Genomic DNA, 24895 nt, shown 5'->3' with positions numbered 1-24895 from the left:
CATCCAGATGAAACACGTACGTCCTCACTCTTTTGCTACCAAGTTAAGTATCTATATACTTTCTTTTACATTGTTTGTGTTTATTACAATCATGGTATTGTTCTATAACCTCAGTCGGGAGAAAGTTACCAACTATGCTATTAAATATACACATGGACTGCTGAGTAATATCGCTACCCAAATTAGTAGCCAAGTAATGTCGGTAGAAACAACCGTAAACCAATCTATATGGATGGTGGAGAACAATCTGGATCATCCGGATTCGCTTCGTCAGATTATCTCATCTGTAGTTAAGAATAATCCTCTTATTGTAGGTAGTGGCATTGCTTTTGTCCCTGATTACTATAAAGAGAAAGGAAAATATTTTATGCCTTATGCTTCTTTCCGGAATGGGAAAGACGGAGAAATTGCTTATCAGGTGTTAGGTAGCCAGAATTACGATTATCCATGCATGGATTGGTATCTCATTCCTAAGTTGTTGAAGCAAGACTATTGGAGCGAACCTTATTATGATGAAGGAGGTGGTAACATCATTATGAGTACTTTTTCAAAACCTCTTTATGACAAAAATGGAGAAATATATGCTATCTTCACTGCTAATATATCTCTTTCCTTATTTACCGATACCATTAGCCAGCTTCGTCCTTATGAATCCAGTTATACCTATTTGCTAAGTCGTAATGGCAGTTTTCTGACTCATCCCGACCGTAACAAAATTATGTATGAAACCATTTTTTCTGAAGCTTTTGAAGAAGAAAATATTCCCAAAGAGCAGATTGGGCATGAGATGCTTGCAGGACACACCGGAACTACACAATACACCTATAAAAATACAGATTTGTTCGCTTTCTATACCAATATATCTAACACCGGATGGTCGGTATGTACAGTATGTCCCGCTCGAATAATCCTTCATGAACTGGATGTAACTTCCCGTTCTCTTATTTATATATTTCTGGCAGGTATACTAGCACTATTTTTGCTGGTATATAGTGTCATCAGGAAACTGGTACGTCCGTTGGAAAAATTCTCAGAATCAGCACGTGCAATAGCCACAGGACGTTTTGATGTCCAACTTCCTGATGTACATTCAAATGACGAAATCAAAGATTTACATGACTCTTTGATTTATATGCAACACTCTTTATCAACCTATGTCAGTGAGTTGCGCGAAACAACTGCGAGCAAAGAGCGTATTGAAAGTGAACTCTCTATCGCAAGGGAAATACAAATGGGGATGATACCTAAAATATTTCCTCCTTATCCCGACCGTAAAGACGTAGACTTGCATGCTGTACTACACCCTGCCAAAGAAGTTGGTGGAGACCTTTATGATTTCTATATTGATGACAACCGCCTTTATTTCCTTATTGGAGACGTTTCCGGTAAAGGTGTACCGGCTTCATTATTCATGGCTATCACCCGTAGTCTATTCCGTACACTTTCCCAAAAAGAGCAATCACCTGCAAAGATTGTTACGGAAATGAATAATTCAATTTCAGATAACAATGAATCTAATATGTTTGTAACCCTTATAGTAGGGATACTTGATTTGAAAACCGGAGTAATGAAACTTTGTAACGCTGGACACAATCCACCGATATTAATCACTTCCGAAGGCCAAGCATCATTCTTAAGATTCAAGACCCATATTTTTGCTGGGATTATCGAAGACTTTGTATATACTGATGAAGAAGTTATTTTGGAAAAAGGAAGCAAGCTATTCCTATATACTGATGGAGTAACAGAAGCAGAAAACATTGCAAAAGAGTTGTATAGCGATGAAACGTTATTAAAAACACTATCTGAGAATACAACATTAGATGTACGAATGACAGTAGACACTATAGTAAGTTCCGTTGCACAACACGTACAGGAGGCCGAGACTAGCGACGATTTAACAATCTTACTTATACATTATGAACCTGAATTCTAATAAAACAACAATATTAACCATGGAAAAAGAAATTAGAATCTCCAACCAATTAAGCGAGATCGCCGGATTAGCAATTTTTATAGAAGAGCTGGGAGAAGAACTCTCTTTATCTGTCGAGACTACTATGAACATCAATTTGGCGTTAGAAGAAGCCATTGCTAACATTATCATGTACGCATATCCTCCCCAAGAGCAACATGACATCATATTAAAAGTTACCATTACCGAAAATCAACTAATATTCTTGCTCACAGACAATGGGTTATCTTTTGATCCCACACAAGTAGAAGAAGTAGATTTATCACTTTCTATTGAAGAGCGTCCTATTGGCGGTTTAGGAATATTCCTTATTCGCAGTATCATGAATGAGGTCTCCTATCAGCGACTGGACGGAGAGAATCATCTAATAATGAAAAAAGATATTTAACAAGCGGAATAAGTAGCAACAGTTTTTAATATTTAATTCACATTTTATTCATAAAGATATGATTATCTTTGGTCCCATTATTAATCTAAACCCTGATAATGAGTAACCTAAGAAAAATTGCGATCTATCTTTTTTTCATATGTCTAGGAGTTGTTCCTGTTCTTGCCGAAACACAGGAACAGATCACTTTTTCATATATTACTATTAACGAAGGTTTGTCACAAAGCACTGTATTTTCTATCGATCAGGACAAACAGGGAAATATGTGGTTTGCGACTTATGACGGATTGAATAAATATGATGGTTACGCTTTCACTGTTTATCAGCACGATGAATCAGACCCCAATAGCATAGCCAACGATATTTCCCGGATTGTAAAAACAGATAGTCGTGGACGTGTTTGGATTGGCACTAGAGATGGTTTGTCTTACTACGATAAGGAAAAAGACCGGTTCAGAAACTTTTCTTATGAGAAAAACGGAAAAAAGCAGCAAGTCAATGGGATTGCAGAAATAACTCCGGATAAACTACTTATCAGCACTGCTGAAGGATTAATAATATTCAATGTAAAAGAATCCAAGTTCACGGACGATTTTCTAAGTGGATCTATGCACAAACTGGTTGCATCCGCTCTTTGTAAACGAGGTGACCAAATCTATATCGGTACTATATCAGAAGGTCTTTACAGCTATTCTATACCGGAAAGTACGCTGGAGAAAATAACACCGATACTGGATAATAAACAGATCCAAGCCATTCTGCAACAATCTCCCACTCGTATCTGGATTGCTACGGAAGGTTCCGGACTTTTTCTGGTTAATCCAAAAACAAAAGATGTAAAGAACTATCTCCATTCTCCCGGTAATCCCAAAAGCATCAGTTCCAACTATATCCGTTCGCTTGCAATAGATTCGCAGAACCGGCTTTGGATCGGAACCTTTAATGATTTGAACATCTATCATGAAGGTACAGATTCTTTTGTATCTTATAGCAGTGATCCTGTGGAGAGCGGCAGTCTTTCTCAACGTTCCGTTCGAAGTCTTTTTATGGACTCTCAAGGTGGAATGTGGCTGGGTACTTATTTCGGAGGATTAAATTATTATCACCCCATTCGGAACCGTTTTACTAATATTCGCCGTATCCCTTACAGAAATTCTTTAAATGACAATGTCATCAGTTGTATTGTAGAGGACAAGAATAAAAATTTATGGATAGGAACAAACGATAGTGGATTAAACCTTTATAATCCGAATACCCGTCAATTCACTTACTACACTTTGCAAGAAGATGAACGCGAACAGGAAATGGGTTCCAATAACATCAAAGCAGTGTATGTGGATGAAAAGAACTCTCTCGTTTATATCGGAACCCACGCCGGAGGTTTGAATGTACTCCACCGTAACAGTGGGAAGATGGAATATTTCAATCAAAAAAATAGTCAGCTCATTGATGAAAATGTATATGCCATACTTCCGGACGGAGAAGGTAATTTGTGGTTAGGTACACTAAGCGCATTAGTTCGTTTCAATCCTAAAACGCATACTTTCACAACAATTGAAAGAGAAAAAGATGGCAGACCATTTACTACTAAACGCATCACAACACTTTTCCGGGATTCTAAAAAAAGATTATGGATAGGTGGAGAAGAAGGTATAGCTGTCTACAAACAAGATAAAGATGAATTGCTAAGAGTTGATACTTTTTCTGATTCTCCTGTTACACAAACCTTTACTAATTGTATCTATGAGGCAGCTAATGGCGTATTCTGGATTGGAACCAGAGAAGGAATCTATTGTTTCAACGAAAAAGAAAAGCAAATTAAACGATATACAACAGCCAACGGTTTACCGAACAATGTAGTATATGGCATTCTGGAAGATTCTTTCAGGCGTCTCTGGTTAAGCACTAACCGGGGGATTACTTGTTTTAATCCTGAAATAGAAAAATTCCGTAACTTCACCGAATCAGACGGCTTGCAGAGTAACCAGTTTACGTCTTCGTATTGTCGCACCGCAGCAGGACAAATGTATTTTGGAGGTATCAACGGTATTACTACCTTCCGTCCGGAATTGCTGTTGGACAATCCATACACTCCTCCGGTAGTAATTACCAAATTGGAATTGTTCAACAAAACAGTACGTCCGGATGACGAAACCGGCATTCTGACGAAAAACATCAGTGAAACGGAGAGTATCACACTGAAATCCTGGCAAACAGCATTCTCCATGGAGTTTGTCGTATCCGATTATATTTCAGGGAAACACAACACATTTGCCTATAAGCTGGAAGGTTACGATGAAGAATGGTATTACTTAACTGACAAGCGAGATGTTTCTTACTCCAACCTGCCACAAGGGACTTACAATTTCCTTGTAAAAGCAGCCAATAGCGACGGCAGATGGAATCCTATTCCTACCATGCTCGAAATTATTGTTTTACCTGTATGGTACAAAACGTGGTGGGCATTCCTCCTATTTGTAGCTACTTTCATCGGGTTTATCACTTTCGTGTTCCGTTTCTTCTGGATGCGTAAAAGTATGGCAGCTGAATTAGAAATAGAGCGTAGGGACAAAGAACATCAGGAAGAGATTAACCAAATGAAGATGCGCTTCTTCATCAACATCTCTCATGAGCTTCGTACCCCGCTAACTCTTATTCTAGCTCCCTTACAAGATATCATTAATAAGATAAGTGACCGCTGGACTCGTAATCAATTGGAATATATCCAACGAAACGCCAATCGCTTGTTGCATCTTGTCAATCAGTTGATGGATTACCGACGGGCGGAATTAGGAGTTTTTGAACTGAAAGTGAAGAAGGGAAATGCCGAGCAATTGATACAGGACAACTTCTTGTTCTATGATAAACTGGCACGCCACAAAAAAATCACATATACCCTTCATTCCGAACTAGAGGATAAAAAGGTTCTTTTTGACCCTAATTATCTGGAACTGATAGTTAATAACCTACTCTCGAACGCTTTCAAATATACCAAAGGCGGACAGAGCATCACTGTTACTTTAAAAGAAGAAAACAATAACTTAATCTTGCAGGTTAGTGACACGGGCATTGGAATACCTTTCAATAAACAAGGGAAAGTATTCGAACGTTTCTATCAGATAGAAAGCGAACACGTAGGAAGTGGAATCGGACTTTCATTGATACAAAGATTAGTTGATTTACATCACGGCCATGTCGAGTTAGAGAGTGAAGAAGGCAAAGGTAGTACTTTCTCTGTTTATCTGCCACAGAATATATCTGTTTATAAATCATCAGAGCTTGCATCTTCTAATGAAGAAGAGGAAGAAGAGCAATCATATTCTACCAATTCCAAAACGATGTACTTCATCGACACGGAGAAAGTAGAAAGTGAGTCCATTGAATCCGGAGACAAAAAACGAGGGACGATATTAATTGTCGAAGATAATACCGAAATCCGACGTTACCTCAGTAACGGTTTGGTAGGGCTATTCAATACACTGGAAGCTTCAAATGGTGAAGAAGCATTAGAAATCTTGAGAGATAATGAAGTAGATACCATTGTCACTGATGTCATGATGCCTGTAATGGATGGTATTAAGTTATGCAAGAATGTGAAACAGAATATTCGTACTTGCCATATACCAGTCATCATCCTGTCAGCTAAGAGTGACATCAAAGATCAGATGGAAGGGTTGCAAGTAGGTGCCGATGATTACATTCCGAAACCATTTTCACTCGCCATTTTGACAACGAAGATACAGAACATGATGCGTACCCGCAGACGTATGCTCGAACGATACTCTAAGTCGTTAGAAGTAGAACCGGAGAAAATCACATTCAATGCGATGGATGAGGCTTTACTGAAACGTGCCGTTACTATTGTAGAAAAGAACATGGATAACATTGAGTTCTCTACTGACGAATTTGCCAGAGAAATGAATATGAGCCGTTCTAATCTTCATTTAAAGTTGAAAGCGATTACAGGTGAATCTACAATTGATTTTATCCGGAAAATACGGTTTGGTGAAGCTGCCCGGTTATTAAAAGACGGACGTTACACAGTGGCAGAAGTCAGCACAATGGTAGGTTTCAATACTCCATCGTATTTTGCGACCAGCTTCAAAAAATATTTTGGCTGTTTGCCCACAGAATATATTAAGAAATCAAAAGGATAATTGGTTCAAATTTCGGAAGTGTTTTGCATAGCTTGGAGATGAGTGAAAAGCTTAATAATATGTCTTTATGATACTCATTTAACTTTTTATTCACCCCCAATCCATACGAAGTGCAGCAGCTCCGAAACTTGAATAATTGATTGAGTGCAATTCATAGAACATTATCCTTTGTCCATGTGATATCTTTGTATTCCAAACCCTCTTTGATAACAAAGAGAAGTTTTTGGGAAACAATTAGATGTACCTATATATTTTAAGCAAAATTTATAAATTCACTCTAAAGACATTAATATTAATACATATACCTATTAAAAGTATGCCCGATAGAATTAGCAAGTTACTGTACAGCAGCTGCCAAGACAGACAGAAGCAGCACAGCAATTACTGTATACCCTCTACCGAGTTAGTCTACCGTAATCCCTCACTTCTTATAGAAGAGATTCATAAATGAACCTCATATAGCAAACCATTCATTTAGCAGAAGCAAATAATTCGTTCTATTATTTATCCAGACCAGCGGGTCCTTTTGTACAAATTTGATATATAACTGAAAAAAGCAGGTATAAATCACAACTTTACATACGGTTCCAATCATACAGAAACATACCTAAACCATTTCAACAAAGTTACATTATGATACATAAAAACAGAGTTATAGAGAGTAAATCATCACTTTTAGACAAAAACGATATAGTATTCAACAGAATTAATAGCAAAAAACTCATTTTTAAATAAAGTGTGAACAAGCTCAATTACCGTTTCTATTTTAATAATCTATATTTGTCCACAGTGAAACAAAACTTTTAATAATTAAAATCCTAATAAAGTATGAAGAGCATCTTCTTTATTTGTTTTTGTGCTCTGTTCGCATTTTCCGGATGCGCAGATGATGACGATGAACTATTAACCGGCGGGAATATAGATGTGGATCTGCTTCCCGACACTAAACCGAATGATGTCGTTAATACAAAAGTATTCGACATGATTAATCTCAATTACCCCGGATTAGAAAAAGTAAAAGCATTCTATGAAGCGGGTGAATACTATTATGCAGCTAACTCTTTATTAGAATATTATAGAACAAGAACCAATGTTACCAATCCCGGTTTATCTCTTATTAATGTGACTATTACAGAAGCAGACCAGAAAAAGGCTGATTATGCAATGGACAATTACCGTCTTCATGTGAACAACTTCTATGAAGATGCCGCAACATTAAAACCTTATTCCGTAAAGAAAGACGGAACAATCAACTGGGCGTTTTCCCCGGAAGGTGCATCGGATGAATACCAGAAACAACTTCACCGTCACCAATGGTTCATACCTCAGGCAAAAGCTTATCGTGTCAGCGGAAATGAGAAATATATATCATCATGGATAGAAGTCTACAAAAACTGGATAGAAAATAATCCAAAACCGGAAACCGGAACAAATACAACTTCATGGTGGCAATTGCAAGTAGCAACCCGTGTCAGCGAACAAGTTCAGCTGATCGAATACTTTAAGAATTCCATCAATTTTACCCCCGAATGGCTTACTGCCTTCCTGGTGAAATTTGCAGAACAAGCAGATTTCCTGGTAGAATACCCTTATAATGATGGTAATATACTTATTTCACAAGCTAACGCACTGGCGTATGCCGGAACATTAATGCCTGAATTCAAGAATGCAGAGACATGGATGAACACTGGATACAAAATACTTGGCGAACAAGTACAAAGTCAGATCTTAAGTGACGGATGGCATAAAGAGTTGTCTCTTCATTACCATACAGGTATTGTAGCCAATTTCTACGAAGCAATGAAGCTGGCTGAAGCCAATCAATTGACCGGCAAACTTCCTTCTAACTTTACAGAGCCACTTCGCAAAGCAGCCGAAGTAGTGATGTACTTCACTTACCCCAACTATTTCAAAAAAGGTTCTGATAACGTAGTACCTATGTTCAACGACTCATGGAGCCGTACGCGGAATGTCCTCAAGAACACAAACTTCAAGCAATATGTAGAAATGTTCCCGGACAGCGAAGAACTGAAGTATATGCAGACTGCCGGCAACGGTGGAGCAGCTCATGGGCGTACACCCAATAACGATATGAAGTTATTCGACCAAGCCGGATTTTATGTACTGCGTAATGGCTGGGACCCAACTTCTACTGTTATGATTTTCAGCAATAACAACAGCAATGATATCTCCAATTCTCTCAGTGCATACAGCCATAACCAAGCGGATAACGGAACATTTGAGCTTTACCATAACGGACGTAACTTCTTCCCGGATTCCGGCGTATGTACTTACTATACCAGTGGTGGCAATAACGACCTGCGTTACTGGTTCCGTGGTATCGACAAACATAATACCTTGTCATTGAACAAATCAAATATCAAAGCTGCTGCCGGAAAACTGCTAGCTTCAAAAGAAGGAACTACAGAAATGGTAGTATTCGAGAACCAAGGCTATGATAACTTTAAGCACCGCCGTGCAGTATTCTATGTAAATAAAAAATTTATCGTATTAGTGGACGAAGGAATAGGTACTGCTGAAAATAAAGTAAATCTGAGTTTCAACCTGTGCGAAGGTAGTAATAGTGAAGTGGTTGTGGACAAAGCAAACAACGGAGTACACACAGCTTTTGCAGATGGAAACAACATTGTAGTACGCACTTTTGCCAATAAAGACATCACCTGCTCACCTTTTACAGGACGCATAGCCTATTTGGTGGATGGCAACTATAACGAACGTGCATCTTATACCATTGATATGGATAAAAAAGCAGACGAAACTGCACGTTATATCACAGTTATACTCCCGGTAAACGGAAGTACGGATACCACCACCATTGATGCCCGGTTTACAGATCAGGGATACAGCAATAAAGGTGCTTCTGTAAATGTGACAATCAATGGAATTGATTACCCTTTATCTTATGAACTCAATTAATAATACTATAAAATGAAACCTAGAATGCAACACCTTACTTCAAGACTGTTAGGAGTCCTGATACTGTTCACATTAGTGATTGCTAATAGTGCGTGTACAGAAACAGAGACCACCGACTCCACGAAGTTTATTATCTATTACACTGGAATGACCGACATTGGTCCGTCCATGGTAGGAACCATTGCAAGCCCTACATACAAAGGTAGTGCACCTTCTGACTTTGCCATTACACAGGTAACATTAGAAGGAGAACCCTACGGAGAAAGTAGTTATGAGATCAACGCTTCTACCGGAGAGATTTCTATTGAAAATACTAAAAACTTATCTGTAGGAATCTATAAGATTTCTATTTCCTGCCTTTCGGGAAGACAGTATTATGAATTTAAAGATATCGTAGAAGTAAACTTCCTAAAAGCCGTACCGGACGGTATTACCGTAGAGCCGAGCCAGTTAAAGGTAGAATACGATGACATCACCAATTCAGAGAGCACCGTAGAACTTCCTACTGCACAAGTAACGACGAATGGCGAACATATCAGCATACGTAACTATTTGATTGCAAATGTGCGGAAAGGAGATGAAATAATCGATAATAAGAAAGCAGGACTGTTTGCTATCAATAACACCGGAAAAATATCGGTAGTAAAAGGTAATAAAGAGATAGAACCCGGAATTTACACACTCGATTTAAAACTGACTACGGCTGTTGTAGGTGAAGAAGATGAAGAAGGTATTTTCGAAAATGCTGTGGAAATCAATGTGATCTCTAAGCCTTTGGGGCTGACTTATCCTACAGAAAGAGGAAAACTGGAAGAAGCGAGCCAACAAGATGCTAATACCAGTTACAAAAGTGATGCCCCCGTACTGAAAGGCTCATTAGAAGGAGTCGTTTACTCTATACAGTCTGTCACATCTATCGGAGTTGAAGGAACAGGAAGTGCACAAGAGAAATTTAACATTGACCCGAAGACTGGAGTTATCTCCGTTGCTGCCGGACACGGTTTCAAACATGGTGAAGTATATGAAGTAACCGTTCATGTAGTAAATGATTTCAGTCCGGAAGGAGTTGATTTCAAAGCTTTCACTCTCGAAGTAGTAGAATTTATTGAACCAATCAGCAATTTCAGTTACCCGGCAACTGAAGTTATTCAGGCTGTTGCATTTGAAGCTGAACCTACCATTAGCGGTGACGATCCCAGATTTGAGTTTGTAGACCTGCCGGCAGAACTGAGTAACCAACTGTCAATAGATAAAGTAACAGGTAAAGTTTCCGCAAAAAAAGGCCACACCTTAGAAATCAAATCTTATGTGGTTAAAGTAAAAGCAACAAATGCAAAAAGCGATGAAGCTACTCCAACGATAGCAGAATTAACTCTAAACGTAGGTGAAAATCCCAACTACTTCAGTTATATCGAATTTGGAAATAACTTAGGAGCAGGAGGAACAGCACTGGAAGGAGAGGAATATGCTAATCAATTCCGTTACAGAAGCTCCGGCGAAATCGAAGCTATTACTCCGAGAACAGATATCAAGAGCGGTGTAAAAGTGACATGGTCTGTACAAAAGGCAAGAAAAGTAGGTGCTACATTCAGAAACGGAGCATTGACCTTTACCGGTTGGAATGACAAAGATATGTCTTTCGCAGATGTAGTAATAGTAACAGCAACTACCGGAGATGCCGGTGATCCTACTTCGGTAACAAGAAGTGTTCCTGTGTTTGTACACTTCTCCAGAGCAGAAAATAATGGTATAAGAATTGAATATACTCCTTTTGTATTGCACGTATCACCGAAACTTGGAGGACGTTCAAACACTCCGGAAGCTGTTGGACTGGCAGATGTTTCTAAATTGACAATGGACTATGCACGTACATTCTACTATTATAATATGGGTGGAGCACGTACAGAAAATGACGAAGCATTACCCAGCCCCGAACCGGATGGAACATCACACGAAACCGGAACTTTGGACGCTAAAGATTCAACGAATCCTTTCTTGAAGAACTTGTGGTATAAATATGACTCGAAAGCCAGTACCAGTGCAAAAGATCCTGTTGCATATTATAGCGGAGCAGGAGAAACCATTGCCAGCAAAAAGACTTTAGCATATGTAGACAACAGTACAAGCGGAAAATGCGCTGTCGTAGTAAACCCGTCAGTTTGGTATGATCATGGTTGGGCAAACGGATTCTTCATTGCTCAGATGACTTATTCGGCAGAAGGTGTAACTAATGGTTTGAAAGATAAAGGTATCAAATCTTTCCCATTTGTAATATGGTTAGATACGAACGTTAAATAACAAACTGCAATATTATATATTATGCACTATATAAATCTATTTAAATCAATTAGCACAAGAGGGTGGTTCACCCTCTTGGCACTGATTCTCACAATCAGCGTATACGCCCAGGAAATAGCTGTAAAAGGCGTAGTCGTAGATGAAACAAACACTCCACTCATTGGAGTAACGATTCAGGTGAAAGGAACTGCCACCGGAGGCATTACCGATTTTGACGGTAACTTTAGCGTAAATGCAAAAAAGGGTGCTACCATCACTATTTCTTATATCGGATACCAAACGCAGGAATTTAAATTCAATGGTCAAAACTCCATCAACATTAAGATGATGCCGGACAATCAAACATTGGACGAAGTAATCGTTGTTGGTTATGGAGCAATGAAACGTAGTGACCTTACCGGGTCTGTTGCTTCGGTTGGCGCAAAAGATATAGCCAATTTCCATACCAGCTCTGTAGCAGGAGCATTGGGAGGACAGATTGCCGGTGTGCAAATCACTTCGACCGACGGTACTCCGGGTGCGGGTTTCAGCATCAATATACGTGGTGTCGGAACATTGACAGGTGATTCTTCTCCCCTTTATATTGTAGACGGGTTTCAGGTAGACGACATTGACCACTTGTCTAACTCGGATATTGAATCTATTGAAGTATTGAAGGACGCTTCATCTGCTGCTATCTACGGCGCTCGTGCTGCAAATGGTGTCGTTATGATTACAACTAAATCAGGAAAAAGCGGGAAACCGGTGATTACTTATAATGGCTCTGCCAGTTATCGCAAAATTTCTAAGACACTGGATGTTCTTTCTCCTTATGAATTCGTTAAGTTACAGGGAGAAGTGAATAAGGATCTTCTGGGCAGTTATTACAAGTCGGGCAATGACGAGAACGGCATTCCCTATAAGTATCAATCGCTAGATGATTATATCGGACTATCAGGGGTGGACTGGCAAAGTGAAACGTTTAATCCCACTTGGTCACAAGATCATAACTTCTCTATCTCAGGAGGCAATGATGACACCAAATATACAGCTTCCTTCTCCCGTTATGGTGAAAATGGCATCTTCAACAATAGTGGCTTTGATAAAACAACAGCTAAGGTACGCTTCAATCAGAAAATAAATAAGAGCCTCTCATTCGACGCTACTATCAACTATGTACAAACCAACCGTAAAGGAGTGGGAACATCCGGTGATTCCGGTCGTTTCAATATGCTGGCTCAAATTCTCAGTGCCCGCCCAACAGGTGGTTTGAAATTGACTGATGATGAATTATTGCATACTGCTATTGACCCGGAAATGCTCGAAACAGGTGAAAGCCTCGCACAGGTTAATCCTGTGATGCAGACTGAATCTGTGACAAACAACAAACGTGCAGAAATGTGGTCGGGTAATGCTTCTATAACCTGGCAGATTATGAAAGGATTGACTTTCAAAACAGCGGGAACTTATAATACAACTAACAACCGCACTGATATATTCTACAAAGAAGGTTCCAAAGAAGCCTATCGTAATGGTCAGAAGCCTTACGGACGTACCCAGATGGGACGTGATTTACGTTGGACTAACTACAACAACATCACTTGGAAACAGAAGATCAAAAAACATAACTATGATGTCATGTTAGGTCATGAAGTTTCTTACAAAGGTACTGAGTACTTACTGGGCGAATCAATGGATTTTCCTTTTGATAATCTGGAAAACGACAATCTTGGTCTAGGTGCTACCCCTAGTAGAGTAGAAAGCAGTTTCAATGATAAGACTTTATTATCATTCTTTGCACGTAGTAATTATAACTATGACAATCGTTATTTACTTACTGCAACCATTCGTGCAGACGGTTCTACGGTATTCTCCAACAAGCATAAATGGGGATATTTCCCTTCATTCTCTGCCGCATGGCGTGTGTCTGAAGAAGCATTCATGAAAGATCTCACTTGGTTGTCCAACTTCAAAGTTCGTTTAGGCTGGGGGACAGTAGGTAATGACCGCATTTCAAATTATTTGTCTTTGGATTTATATGAAGCCAGTAAATATGGAGTTGGGAACAACTCACTTACCGTACTGACTCCTAAACAATTAAGAAATTCAAATCTGAAATGGGAAGGTTCAAGTACAGTTAATCTGGGCCTAGACCTTGCTTTCTTTGACAGCCGTCTGAATCTTACAGCAGACTTTTTCATCAAAAATACTAAAGACTTATTGTTGGCACAATCATTAGCACACGTAACCGGTTTTGATTCACAAATTCAAAACGTAGGAAAGATTCAGAACAAAGGTATCGAACTCAGTTTGAACAGCACCAATATCCAAACTAAAGACTTTACCTGGCAAACGAATTTCAACATATCATTTATCAGGAACTCACTGAAATCTTTGGCTTCGGGTGTAGAGTCAATGTATGCACGTTCCGGTTTTGACAGCAACTTCACTGCCAATGATTACATTGCAACTGTCGGAAAATCATTAGGTTTGATTTATGGATACGAGTTTGACGGAATCTATCAAAGTTCGGATTTCAACACAACCCCCGATGGTAAACTGGTGCTGAAAGAAGGAATTACCAACAATGCCCGTCTTGGAGCCAACAAATTAAAACCGGGTGCAGTTAAATATAAAGATCAGGATGGTGACGGAATCATTACGACTAATGACCGTACAGTCATCGGTAATGCTCTGCCTAAATGGTATGGTGGTTTCACCAATACTTTCAACTATAAAGGCGTTGATTTAAGTGTTATGTTCCAGTTCAACTATGGAAACGATGTTTATAATGCAACTCGTTTGTATGCAACTCAAAGTAACAGCCAACGTAAAAACCTTCTAGCTGAAGTAGCCGACCGCTGGACTCCGACAAACGCTTCAAACAAAGTACCTTCTTATGACGGATATATTGTAAATGATGTATACTCACGTTTTATCGAAGACGGTTCGTTCCTTCGTTTGAAGAATATTACATTAGGTTATACCTTGCCTAACAAATGGACACGTAAATTCTTCGTTTCCAAACTACGTGTATATGCAACCGGACAGAATCTGTTCTGCCTCAGCAAATATAGTGGATATGATCCGGAAGTAAACTCGGCAAGCAACAGTCCGATGACTCCGGGATTGGATTGGGGAGCTTATCCAAAGAGTAAAGTATTCACATTTGGTATCGATTTACAATTCTAATTCATAAAAAAACGATATGAAAAAAATTATATATTATATAGCCCTGTCGGTTTTATTTATATTGCCATCCTCGTGCTCACTGCAAGAGGAGGACAGAACTGAAGTGGAAAAGAAAAATTATATGAATAATGCCCGTGAAGCAAAAGATGTATTGTTAGGTGTATACCGCACAAATGTTGAAGATGCTGCATACGGCTACTATCTTTCTCTTTTGTTCAACATGGGAACAGATATCATGCAAGGAGAAGGTTCCGACATTACCAACTATCGTATCATAGCCAATAACGCATTTCCTACCACACAAATGGAAGTGCAGCAAGTATGGGAAGTATTATATAAAGGAGTATACAGAGCAAACGATTTCCTGGAACGCATTTCTAATAAAATGCAAAATTATTCCAGTACAGACAAAAAGTTAGCCACGCTTTATATTGCCGAAGCCAGAGCATTGCGGGCTATGTTCTACTTTGAATTAATACGGAGATATGGAAATATCACTTTGATGACGAATACAGCAATGTCTCATCAAGCACCTGCAACCTTTGTACAGGCAACACCGGACAAAGTCTATGAGTTTATTGAAAGCGACTTACTTTATGCTGCAGATGTTTTGCCTTATGCCGTAGACGACCAACTCCGCGAAAGTGCTCAATACCGTTTTTCAAAAGGGGCCGCACTTGGTTTATTAACAAAAGTATATGCTACCTGGGCGGGATATCCCGTAAGAAATACAGCGAAATGGGAAGATGCTGCAAAAACCGCAAGCATCCTCATTAATTCGGGAAAACACTCTTTACTGTCCAGTTACGAACAATTGTGGAAGAATACCTGCAATGGTGTATGGAATCCGGCAGAAAGCCTCATTGAAATCTCATTCTATTCACCAACAGTATCCGGTTCCGGAGATCCTGTGGGACGTATTGGAAAATGGAACGGAGTAAAAACGACTGCAATTGCAGGTGTTCGCGGAAGTTCTGCTGGAAATCAGAAAGCAGTTCATACGTTTGTATTGGATTGGAGAGAAGAAAAAAACAAAAATGACTTACGTCGTGACCTCTCGATAGCTAATTACAAGTACGATGATAACCATATATTGTGGGCAGCCAAAGCCACAGACTCAGAAGATGTGGCAAATGCGAAAGATGCTGATCCTATCAAGGAACAAAAAAACAAACAAAACTTCACCCCTGCCAAATGGGATATTGAAAAATACGTGACAACAGGAAAACTGATAAACAATGACAGGTCTAACGTCAATTGGTATTTTCTTCGTTATGCCGATGTATTATTATTGTATGCAGAAGCATTGAACGAATGGAAACACGGACCTACCACCGAAGCATATGCAGCTATCAATGAAGTACGCCGCCGTGGATATGGATATCCGGGTAATACCAGCGAATGCGATATTCCACAGGGGTTGGACGAACAGGGATTCCGGGAAGCTATCCAAAAGGAGCGCGCCTATGAATTAGCATTTGAAGGCCATCGCCGCATGGACTTAGTACGTTGGGGTATCTATTACGAAACCGTTCAAAAAACTCGTTCTGCATTGGCTGACTGGTGGGTAACAGATGGCGATAGTTTCAGATATCTTGTTCAACAATATACGGTGAAGAACAAGCACGAATTACTTCCTATCCCACAACACGAAATGGATTTATGCATATTATTCAACCAGAATCCCGGTTGGAAATAAACCATAGAATTCTCTTCAATATGCTTTATTCCGAAGCATATTGGAGAATATTAAAACCATTTTCAACAAAACTTAAAGTTGAAAAGTCCGATTTAAATGCCTTTTCAACATTCCTGCCACACCAAGTCAGACTCATCCCCTACTTTTGTGTCAGTTACAAAATTTCAAAAAACAATCACTTAAAATGAATAACATGAAAAAGAAACTTGTTCTCTTTACTTCGGTTACGCTCGCACTCGCTTCGTGCCAGACAACTCCAAAGGAAGACTACAGTTGGATTAAGAAAGGACTGGACGCGGCTTCTGCACAACTGCAACTCACGGCAGAAGAAATTGATTCTACCGGGCTGCTTCCACGTTCTATCCGTACAGGTTATGATATGAATTTCCTCTGCCGCCAGTTGGAAAGAGATTCATTGACTTTCAAAGACTCACTTCGCGCACAGCCTGTTGCCGAAGAACTAGGAAAACGCCGACTTTGCAGTGTCCACGATTGGACAAGCGGTTTCTTCCCCGGTTCTTTATGGTACGCTTATGAGCTGACCGGAAACGACACACTGAAAGCACAAGCAATTCAATATACAAATCTGCTCAATCCGGTACGTTATTACAAAGGGACTCACGACCTAGGATTCATGATTAATTGCAGTTATGGCAATGCAGAGCGACTTGCCCCTAACGATACAATAGCAGCAGTGATGAGAGAAACTGCCGATAACCTTTGCGGACGCTTCAACGACTCAATCAATGCTATCCGTTCTTGGGACTTCGGGACCTGGAATTTTCCCGTAATCATTGACAACATGATGAATCTTGACCTATTATTCAATGTAGCCAAGGCAACCGGCAACAGCAAATACAAAGACCTCGCTGTAAAGCATGCCATCACTACAATGAAACATCATTTCCGCCCCGATTATACTTGCTGGCACGTAGTAAGCTACAACAACGACGGCACAGTGGAACGTAAGCAAACTCACCAAGGCAAGAATGATGATTCTTCATGGTCACGCGGACAGGCTTGGGCTGTTTATGGATATGCTTCTTGCTACCGCGAAACAAAAGATACCACTTTCCTGAATTTCGCAGTGAAGATAGCCGATATGATTATAGACCGCGTAAAAACAGAAGATGCTATCCCGTATTGGGACTATGACGCACCCGTCACCAATGAGACTCCGCGTGATGCTTCCGCAGCTTCTGTAACCGCTTCTGCACTGATCGAGCTAAGTACAATGGTTCCCGACGGAAAGAAATATCTGGATTATGCCGAGAAGATTCTGAAAAGCTTGTCAAGTGATGCTTATCTGGCAAAAGTCGGTGAGAACCAAGGTTTCATCCTGATGCACTCCACAGGCTCACTGCCAAATGGTTCAGAGATAGATACTCCTCTAAACTATGCTGATTATTATTACTTGGAAGCCTTGAAGAGATTCATGGATTTGAAAAACATCAACTACAACCATATCTGATAAGCAAACTATAATACAGATTTATCATGAATAAGATTTTTAAATATACCATTTTACTAACCTTTGCTTGTTTGGTAGGCAGAATGCAAGCCCAGGAGCTGAAAAGCGAAGTATTTTCGCTTCTCAACCTGGATTATCCAGGACTGGAAAAGGTAAAGTCATTGCATCAGGAAGGCAAAGACGAGGATGCTGCAAAAGCTCTGCTCGATTATTATCGTGCCCGCACAAATGTGAAAACTCCGGATATAAACCTGTCGAAAATAACTATCGGCAAAGAAGAACAGCAATGGGCGGATGACGGACTGAAACACACATTCTTTGTGCATAAAGGATATCAACCTTCTTACAACTACGGAGAAGATATTAATTGGCAATACTGGCCCGTAAAAGACAACGAACTTCGTTGGCAGCTGCACCGTCATAAATGGTTTACTCCGATGGGGAAAGCATACCGTGTATCGGGTGACGAGAAGTATGCAAAAGAATGGGCTTCTCAATTTATCGATTGGATCAAAAAGAATCCGTTGGTAAAGATGGACAAAAAAGAATATGAGTTACTGAGTGACGGTAAAATCAAAGGCGAAATAGAGAACGTACGTTTTGCATGGCGTCCGTTAGAAGTGAGCAACCGTCTGCAAGACCAGACTTCTCAATTCCAATTATTCCTTCCCTCTCCCTCTTTCACTCCCGATTTCCTGACCGAGTTTCTGGTAAACTACCACAAGCACGCCATACATATTCTGGGTAACTACTCCGACCAAGGAAATCACTTATTGTTTGAAGCTCAACGTATGATTTATGCCGGTGCGTTTTTCCCTGAATTCAAAGATGCTCCTGCTTGGAGAAAAAGTGGAATTGACATCCTGAACCGTGAAATCAACGTACAGGTATACAACGATGGAGGACAATTCGAACTTGATCCTCATTATCATCTTGCAGCTATCAATATTTTCTGCAAAGCAATCAAGATTGCCGATCAGAACGGATTCCGCAATGAATTTCCACAAAGCTATCTGGATACTGTTGAAAGTATGATCATGTTTTATCTCAATCTCTCTTTCCCGGATTATACAAATCCGTGTTTCAGCGATGCCAAATTGTCTGATAAGAAAGAAATGCTAAAAAACTACAAGGATTGGACTAAACTGTTTCCCCAAAACAAAACAATTCTCTATTTTGCTACTGAAGGCAAAGAAGGTGCATTGCCCGACTATGCATCAAAAGGATTCCTGAAATCCGGTTTCTTCGTATTTCGCAACTCTTGGGGAATGGATGCCACGCAGATGGTAGTAAAAGCCGGACCGAAAGCATTCTGGCATTGTCAGCCGGATAATGGTACATTCGAATTATGGTTCAACGGTAAGAACTTATTCCCGGATTCCGGTTCATATGTATATGCCGGAGAAGGGGAAGTTATGGAACAACGTAACTGGCATCGCCAGACTAGTGTACACAACACGGTAACATTGGACAACAAGAATCTGGAGACTACCGAATCAATTACTAAACTGTGGCAACCGGAAGGTAATATCCAAACGTTGGTTACTGAAAATCCAAGCTACAAAAACCTGAAACACCGCCGTTCTATTTTCTTCGTCGATAATACTTACTTCGTTATTGTAGACGAATTGGCAGGTAGTGCGAAAGGTTCAATCAATCTTCATTACCAGATGCCGAAAGGAGAAATTGCCAATAGCCGTGAAGACATGACTTTCACTACCCAGTTCGAAGACGGAAGCAATATGAAATTACAATGCTTCGGTCCTGAAGGAATGAGTTTGAAGAAAGAACCGGGATGGTGCTCTACTGCTTATCGCAAACGCTTTAAACGTATGAATGTATCATTCAATGTGAAAAAAGACAACGATGATGCAGTACGCTACATCACAGTGATCTATCCAACCCGGAAAAGCGCAGATGCCCCCAAATTTGCAGCTAAGTTCAAGAACAAAGCATTCGATGAAAATGGTTTGGAAGTAGAAGTAAAAGTAAACGGAAAGAAACAGTCATTAAAATACAAACTATAAAAAGATGAGTCAGAAGTATATTAGTGCTTTTAAAAAAGTGCTGATATACTTTTGATACATCTCCAATAATATTGCTGCAATGATAAACAGAGCCTCTACCTTACTACTCCCCTTAGCTGCATTAAGCCTCGCTTCCTGCGGTAATCAGAAAAAAAAAGAAACCAAACGTCCCAACATTATCTTTATGATGACGGACGACCACACTACCCAAGCAATGTCATGTTACGGAGGTAACCTGATACAGACTCCGAACATGGATCGTATTGCCAACGAAGGAATCCGGTTCGACAATTGTTATGCTGTCAATGCTCTTTCCGGTCCGTCACGTGCTTGTGTACTCACAGGAAAATTCAGCCATGTAAATGGCTTTACCGATAATGCCAGTGTCTTCGACGGCGACCAGCAGACTTTCCCGAAAATCCTTCAACAAGCCGGATATCAAACAGCTATCGTCGGTAAATGGCATCTCATCAGTGAACCTCAAGGATTCGATCATTGGAGTATCCTTACCGGACAGCATGAACAAGGTGATTACTACAATCCTGACTTTTGGGAGAACGGAAAACATATAGTAGAAAAAGGATATGCCACCGATATTATCACCGACAAAGCAATCGAGTTCCTTGAAAACCGCGACAAGAACAAGCCTTTCTGCATGATGTATCATCAGAAAGCTCCGCACCGCAACTGGATGCCCTCTCCGCGACATTTAGGCATATTCAATAACACCACTTTCCCCGAACCGCCTAGCTTATTTGACGACTACGAAGGACGCGGACGTGCGGCACGCGAACAAGATATGTCTATCGAGCATACATTAACGGAAGACTGGGACTTAAAACTCCTTACCCGTGAGGAGATGTTGAAAGACACCACCAACCGCCTGTACAGCGTCTACAAGCGTATGCCGATAGAAGTACAGCACAAATGGGACTCTGCATACGCACAACGTATTGCAGAATATCGCAAAGACAACCTCAAAGGCAAAGCATTAATCAGTTGGAAATACCAGCAATATATGCGCGATTATCTTGCTACGGTACTGGCTGTTGATGAAAACATCGGCCGTCTGATCAATTATCTCGAAAAAATCGGTGAATTGGATAACACCCTTATTGTTTATACCTCCGACCAGGGATTCTTCCTTGGAGAACATGGTTGGTTTGACAAACGATTTATGTACGAAGAGTGTCAGCGTATGCCTCTTATCATCCGTTTTCCTAAAAGCATTAAAGCAGGAAGTACCAGTAATGCTATTAGCATGAACGTGGACTTCGCTCCTACTTTCCTCGATTATGCAGGAATTAAAATTCCGGAAGACATTCAGGGAGAATCACTGAAACCGATTCTGGATAACGAAGGCAAGACACCTAAAGATTGGCGTAAAGCCGCTTATTATCATTATTATGAATATCCGGCAGAACATTCGGTGAAACGTCATTACGGTATCCGTACACAAGACTTTAAGCTGATTCATTTCTACAATGATATTGATGAATGGGAAATGTACGACCTGAAAGCTGATCCCAGAGAAATGAATAATGTATTCGGAAAAACAGAATATGCAGAGAAGCAAAAAGAACTGATACAATTACTTCAGGATACCCAGAAACAATATAATGATACTGATCCGGAAGAAAAAGAGATCGTTCTTTACAAAGGTGATCCCGACAATGCGCTAAAGCCGGATGCTCATTAAGATTTCATGATAATACCATTGACGGGTAACAAATAACAGAAATGATTCCAAACAAGCGGATCAGACAACAGATAATCAGTGTATCCGTCTCTTAATCTATATAAACGCTAATAGAATAACCGATTAATAAATAAAACCATGGATAGAAGAAGTTTTATAAAAAACACGGGCTGGTCTTTTCTAGGATTGGCAGCTTCCGGCAGTTTGCTGGGCTCCTGCGCAGCAGGCAGTAAAGAAGCTAAAAAAGCAATACCTTCCCCAAGTAATATGAAAATGTACTGGGGAGACTTACACAACCACTGTAACCTTACCTACGGACACGGGGATATGCGCGATGCTTTTGAAGCAGCAAAAGGGCAGTTAGACTTTGTCAGTGTCACCCCTCATGCAATGTGGCCGGATATTCCGGGAGAAAATGATCCACGCCTGAAATGGGTAATCGACTATCATACCGGAGCCTTCAAGCGGTTACGCGAAGGAGGCTATGAGAAATATGTACGAATGACGAACGAATACAATAAAGAAGGCGAATTCCTTACTTTTGTCGGCTACGAAGCTCACAGCATGGAACACGGAGACCACGTTGCTCTGAATTACGACTTGGACGCACCGCTGGTTGATTGCACTTCTATCGAAGACTGGAAACAAAGAGCGAAAGGACATAAAGTATTTGTCACTCCCCACCACATGGGGTATCAAGGCGGTTATCGCGGATACAACTGGAAATGCTTCACCGAAGGAGATATTACTCCTTTTGTAGAGATGTATTCACGTCACGGTTTGGCAGAAAGCGACCAAGGCGATTATCCATATTTGCATGATATGGGACCTCGCCAATGGGAAGGAACTATTCAATATGGTTTAGATCAGGGACATAAATTCGGTATCATGGCTTCTACCGACCAACATTCCGGTTATCCGGGAAGTTATGGTGACGGACGCATTGGCGTATTGGCTCCTTCATTGACACGTGACGCAATCTGGGAAGCTCTTCGCAACCGCCATGTTTGTGCGGCAACAGGAGATAAGATTTTAATCGACTTCCGCCTCAACGATGCTTTGATGGGCGATGTAGTTCGTGGAAACAGCCGCCGTATGTATCTGAATGTAACGGGCGAAAGCTGCATTGATTATGTGGATATCGTTAAAAACGGTCAGATTCTGGCACGTATGAACGGCCCGCTGACTCCGGTTGCTCCGAAAGAAGAGACTATCCGCTGCAAAGTGAAAGTAGATTTTGGATGGAACCGCGAAGAGGAATATGTACACTGGCAAGGCAAACTGGCAGTAGACAAAGGACGAATTCTGAGTGTAACTCCTTGTTTCCGGGGTGCAGCTTTCACTTCTCCACAAGAAGGTGAAACAGAGTTCCATACACACGTAAACCGCATTGTATCTGCCACAGAGAAAGATACGGAACTCGATATGTACAGCAGTAAGAACCCTAATACAACCACTGCCGCCATGCAAGCTGTAATTCTCTATGTAGAAATGCCGAAAGACGGAAAAATAATTGCTAACTTTAACGGCCAAAAGTTTGAGCATACCTTAGGCAAACTACTGGAAGGAGCACGCTCTCATTTCATGACCGGTTGGTTGAGTGAAGCAATTCTCTTTAACCGTGCCATGCCGGAAAACAGTTTTACTGTTGAGCACTTCATGGAAGATAAAGAACCTCAACGCGACACGGATTATTATTATGTGCGTGTGCGCCAGCGTGATGGGCAATGGGCATGGAGCTCTCCGATCTGGGCAGAAAGGGTGTGATTGATGAAGTAGTAGTTGAATAATCAAATAATAGTTAAGCAGTTAATAGTTAAAGAAATAAGTTAGCAATGAAAAAACATTATGCGATAGGGATTGATCTTGGTGGAACATCTATAAAATATGCACTTATAGATAATAAAGGAACATTTCATTTCGAGGGTAAGATTCCGTCAAGAGCTGACGAATCGGCAGACGCTGTTATTCATCAGTTGGAAGTGGCAGTTGATGATATAACAGAGTATGCAGAGTCGTACAAGATTCATATCGGAGGTATCGGCATCGGAACTCCGGGAATTGTAGATGACACTAATCGCATTATCATAGGAGGTGCTGAAAATATCAAAGGTTGGGAAAATATTCGTTTGGCGGATCATATGGAAGCACGCACAGGCATTGTAACATCCCTCGGTAATGATGCAAATCTCATGGGATTGGGCGAAGTGCAATTTGGAGCCGGCAAAGGAGCAACCCATGTTGTTTTCCTGACAGTAGGAACGGGAATAGGCGGTGCAGTGGTCATTGATGGCAAACTATTCAACGGTTTCGCCAATCGTGGAACCGAACTCGGTCATGTACCTTTGATTGCCAATGGAGAAGAATGTGCTTGCGGCTCAGTGGGCTGTCTGGAACACTATGCCTCTACAGCAGCATTAGTCCGTCGCTTCCGCCAACGGATAACAGAAGCAGGAATCTCATATCCCAACGAAGAAATCAACGGAGAATTAATTGTCCGTCTTTATAAAGCAGGAAACAAAATAGCCACTCAATCGCTAGACGAACATTGCGACTTTCTGGGACACGGCATTGCCGGATTCATCAATATATTCAGCCCTCAGAGAATTGTAATCGGCGGAGGTTTATCGGAAGCCGGAGAATTCTATATCCGGAAAGTCAGTGAGAAAGCCTTCCGTTATGCAATACCGGACTGCGCGGTAAACACCAAGATCATGGCTGCTTCATTGGGCAACAAGGCGGGATGTATCGGTGCTGCCTCACTTATTTTCTCTGATTGGGAAGATTAAAGAAAGACGCTGCAATACTTTAACTTATTGACTACTTATTTAAAATTATTAGCTACATTCTTTTCACTCGATAACGACCAAAGTGAATGGAATGACTAACCAAAGTTCTGCAAGCAACCATATCACATAGTTCCGATCCCCCCAACCATCGTAAAACTATGTTGATTGGCTGCTTGCTACTTCTCTCTACATCATCATACCCCCAACATTTATTCTCAATATGCTCATCATCCACATTCCGGATGCACTTAATAATTAACATTGATGCAATCCGCCTAAAAGCA

At 40.5% G+C, this 24895-nt stretch carries 13 protein-coding genes; 12 read left to right on the top strand and 1 reads right to left on the bottom strand.

Going from position 1 to position 24895, the window contains the following annotated elements; all coding sequences use genetic code 11:
* The first annotated feature begins 7 nt into the window (after positions 1-7).
* From PHO71_RS05950 to PHO71_RS05895, 12 genes are all read left to right on the top strand, one after another.
* Positions 8-1936: a SpoIIE family protein phosphatase gene (locus PHO71_RS05950; RefSeq protein ID WP_300200329.1), complete on the top strand. Its 1929-nt coding sequence runs from the start codon at positions 8-10 to the stop codon at positions 1934-1936.
* Positions 1920-2363: an ATP-binding protein gene (locus PHO71_RS05945; RefSeq protein ID WP_300200326.1), complete on the top strand. Its 444-nt coding sequence runs from the start codon at positions 1920-1922 to the stop codon at positions 2361-2363. The genes PHO71_RS05950 and PHO71_RS05945 overlap by 17 nt, the downstream gene beginning before the upstream one ends.
* A gap of 98 nt (positions 2364-2461) precedes the next feature.
* Entirely contained in the window at positions 2462-6520 is a 4059-nt protein-coding gene (locus PHO71_RS05940) for a two-component regulator propeller domain-containing protein (RefSeq protein WP_300200324.1), read from the top strand.
* A gap of 828 nt (positions 6521-7348) precedes the next feature.
* Positions 7349-9457 carry a heparin-sulfate lyase HepC gene (gene hepC / locus PHO71_RS05935; RefSeq protein ID WP_300200321.1) on the top strand — a complete coding sequence of 703 codons (2109 nt, stop codon included), beginning with the start codon at positions 7349-7351 and terminating at the stop codon, positions 9455-9457.
* 12 nt (positions 9458-9469) lie between these two features.
* Positions 9470-11755: a surface glycan-binding family protein gene (locus tag PHO71_RS05930; RefSeq protein WP_300200318.1), complete on the top strand. Its 2286-nt coding sequence runs from the start codon at positions 9470-9472 to the stop codon at positions 11753-11755.
* Between the two features lie 21 nt (positions 11756-11776).
* Positions 11777-14926 carry a TonB-dependent receptor gene (locus tag PHO71_RS05925; protein ID WP_300200315.1) on the top strand — a complete coding sequence of 1050 codons (3150 nt, stop codon included), beginning with the start codon at positions 11777-11779 and terminating at the stop codon, positions 14924-14926.
* A 16-nt stretch (positions 14927-14942) separates the two neighbouring features.
* Positions 14943-16625 carry a RagB/SusD family nutrient uptake outer membrane protein gene (locus tag PHO71_RS05920; RefSeq protein WP_300200312.1) on the top strand — a complete coding sequence of 561 codons (1683 nt, stop codon included), beginning with the start codon at positions 14943-14945 and terminating at the stop codon, positions 16623-16625.
* A gap of 184 nt (positions 16626-16809) precedes the next feature.
* On the top strand, positions 16810-18096 hold the full coding sequence (locus PHO71_RS05915; RefSeq protein WP_300200309.1) for a DUF4995 domain-containing protein: 1287 nt from the start codon (positions 16810-16812) through the stop codon (positions 18094-18096).
* A gap of 26 nt (positions 18097-18122) precedes the next feature.
* On the top strand, positions 18123-20123 hold the full coding sequence (gene hepC, locus PHO71_RS05910; RefSeq protein ID WP_300200306.1) for a heparin-sulfate lyase HepC: 2001 nt from the start codon (positions 18123-18125) through the stop codon (positions 20121-20123).
* A gap of 79 nt (positions 20124-20202) precedes the next feature.
* A complete protein-coding gene (locus tag PHO71_RS05905; protein WP_300200303.1) occupies positions 20203-21822 on the top strand; it encodes a sulfatase in 1620 nt (539 codons plus the stop codon).
* Positions 21823-21960: 138 nt separating this feature from the next.
* Positions 21961-23589 carry a Tat pathway signal sequence gene (locus tag PHO71_RS05900; protein WP_300200300.1) on the top strand — a complete coding sequence of 543 codons (1629 nt, stop codon included), beginning with the start codon at positions 21961-21963 and terminating at the stop codon, positions 23587-23589.
* A 68-nt stretch (positions 23590-23657) separates the two neighbouring features.
* Complete coding sequence (locus tag PHO71_RS05895; protein ID WP_300200298.1) at positions 23658-24611, top strand: ROK family protein; 954 nt, start codon at positions 23658-23660, stop codon at positions 24609-24611.
* A 52-nt stretch (positions 24612-24663) separates the two neighbouring features.
* On the opposite strand, the gene PHO71_RS05890 is transcribed toward PHO71_RS05895, so the two are convergent.
* Positions 24664-24873: a hypothetical protein gene (locus PHO71_RS05890; RefSeq protein WP_300200295.1), complete on the bottom strand. Its 210-nt coding sequence runs from the start codon at positions 24871-24873 to the stop codon at positions 24664-24666.
* Between the last annotated feature and the right edge of the window lie 22 nt (positions 24874-24895).

The organism is Bacteroides sp. (genome assembly GCF_028690125.1).
Lineage (GTDB): Bacteria > Bacteroidota > Bacteroidia > Bacteroidales > Bacteroidaceae > Bacteroides.
This window is presented reverse-complemented; position numbering and strand designations above follow the sequence as displayed.

Coding starts and splice junctions, on each gene's coding strand:
- PHO71_RS05950 (WP_300200329.1), top strand. CDS start 8: ATGAAACACGTACGTCCTCACTCTTTTGCTACCAAGTTAAGTATCTAT.
- PHO71_RS05945 (WP_300200326.1), top strand. CDS start 1,920: ATGAACCTGAATTCTAATAAAACAACAATATTAACCATGGAAAAAGAA.
- PHO71_RS05940 (WP_300200324.1), top strand. CDS start 2,462: ATGAGTAACCTAAGAAAAATTGCGATCTATCTTTTTTTCATATGTCTA.
- hepC (WP_300200321.1), top strand. CDS start 7,349: ATGAAGAGCATCTTCTTTATTTGTTTTTGTGCTCTGTTCGCATTTTCC.
- PHO71_RS05930 (WP_300200318.1), top strand. CDS start 9,470: ATGAAACCTAGAATGCAACACCTTACTTCAAGACTGTTAGGAGTCCTG.
- PHO71_RS05925 (WP_300200315.1), top strand. CDS start 11,777: ATGCACTATATAAATCTATTTAAATCAATTAGCACAAGAGGGTGGTTC.
- PHO71_RS05920 (WP_300200312.1), top strand. CDS start 14,943: ATGAAAAAAATTATATATTATATAGCCCTGTCGGTTTTATTTATATTG.
- PHO71_RS05915 (WP_300200309.1), top strand. CDS start 16,810: ATGAATAACATGAAAAAGAAACTTGTTCTCTTTACTTCGGTTACGCTC.
- hepC (WP_300200306.1), top strand. CDS start 18,123: ATGAATAAGATTTTTAAATATACCATTTTACTAACCTTTGCTTGTTTG.
- PHO71_RS05905 (WP_300200303.1), top strand. CDS start 20,203: ATGATAAACAGAGCCTCTACCTTACTACTCCCCTTAGCTGCATTAAGC.
- PHO71_RS05900 (WP_300200300.1), top strand. CDS start 21,961: ATGGATAGAAGAAGTTTTATAAAAAACACGGGCTGGTCTTTTCTAGGA.
- PHO71_RS05895 (WP_300200298.1), top strand. CDS start 23,658: ATGAAAAAACATTATGCGATAGGGATTGATCTTGGTGGAACATCTATA.
- PHO71_RS05890 (WP_300200295.1), bottom strand. CDS start 24,873: ATGTTAATTATTAAGTGCATCCGGAATGTGGATGATGAGCATATTGAG.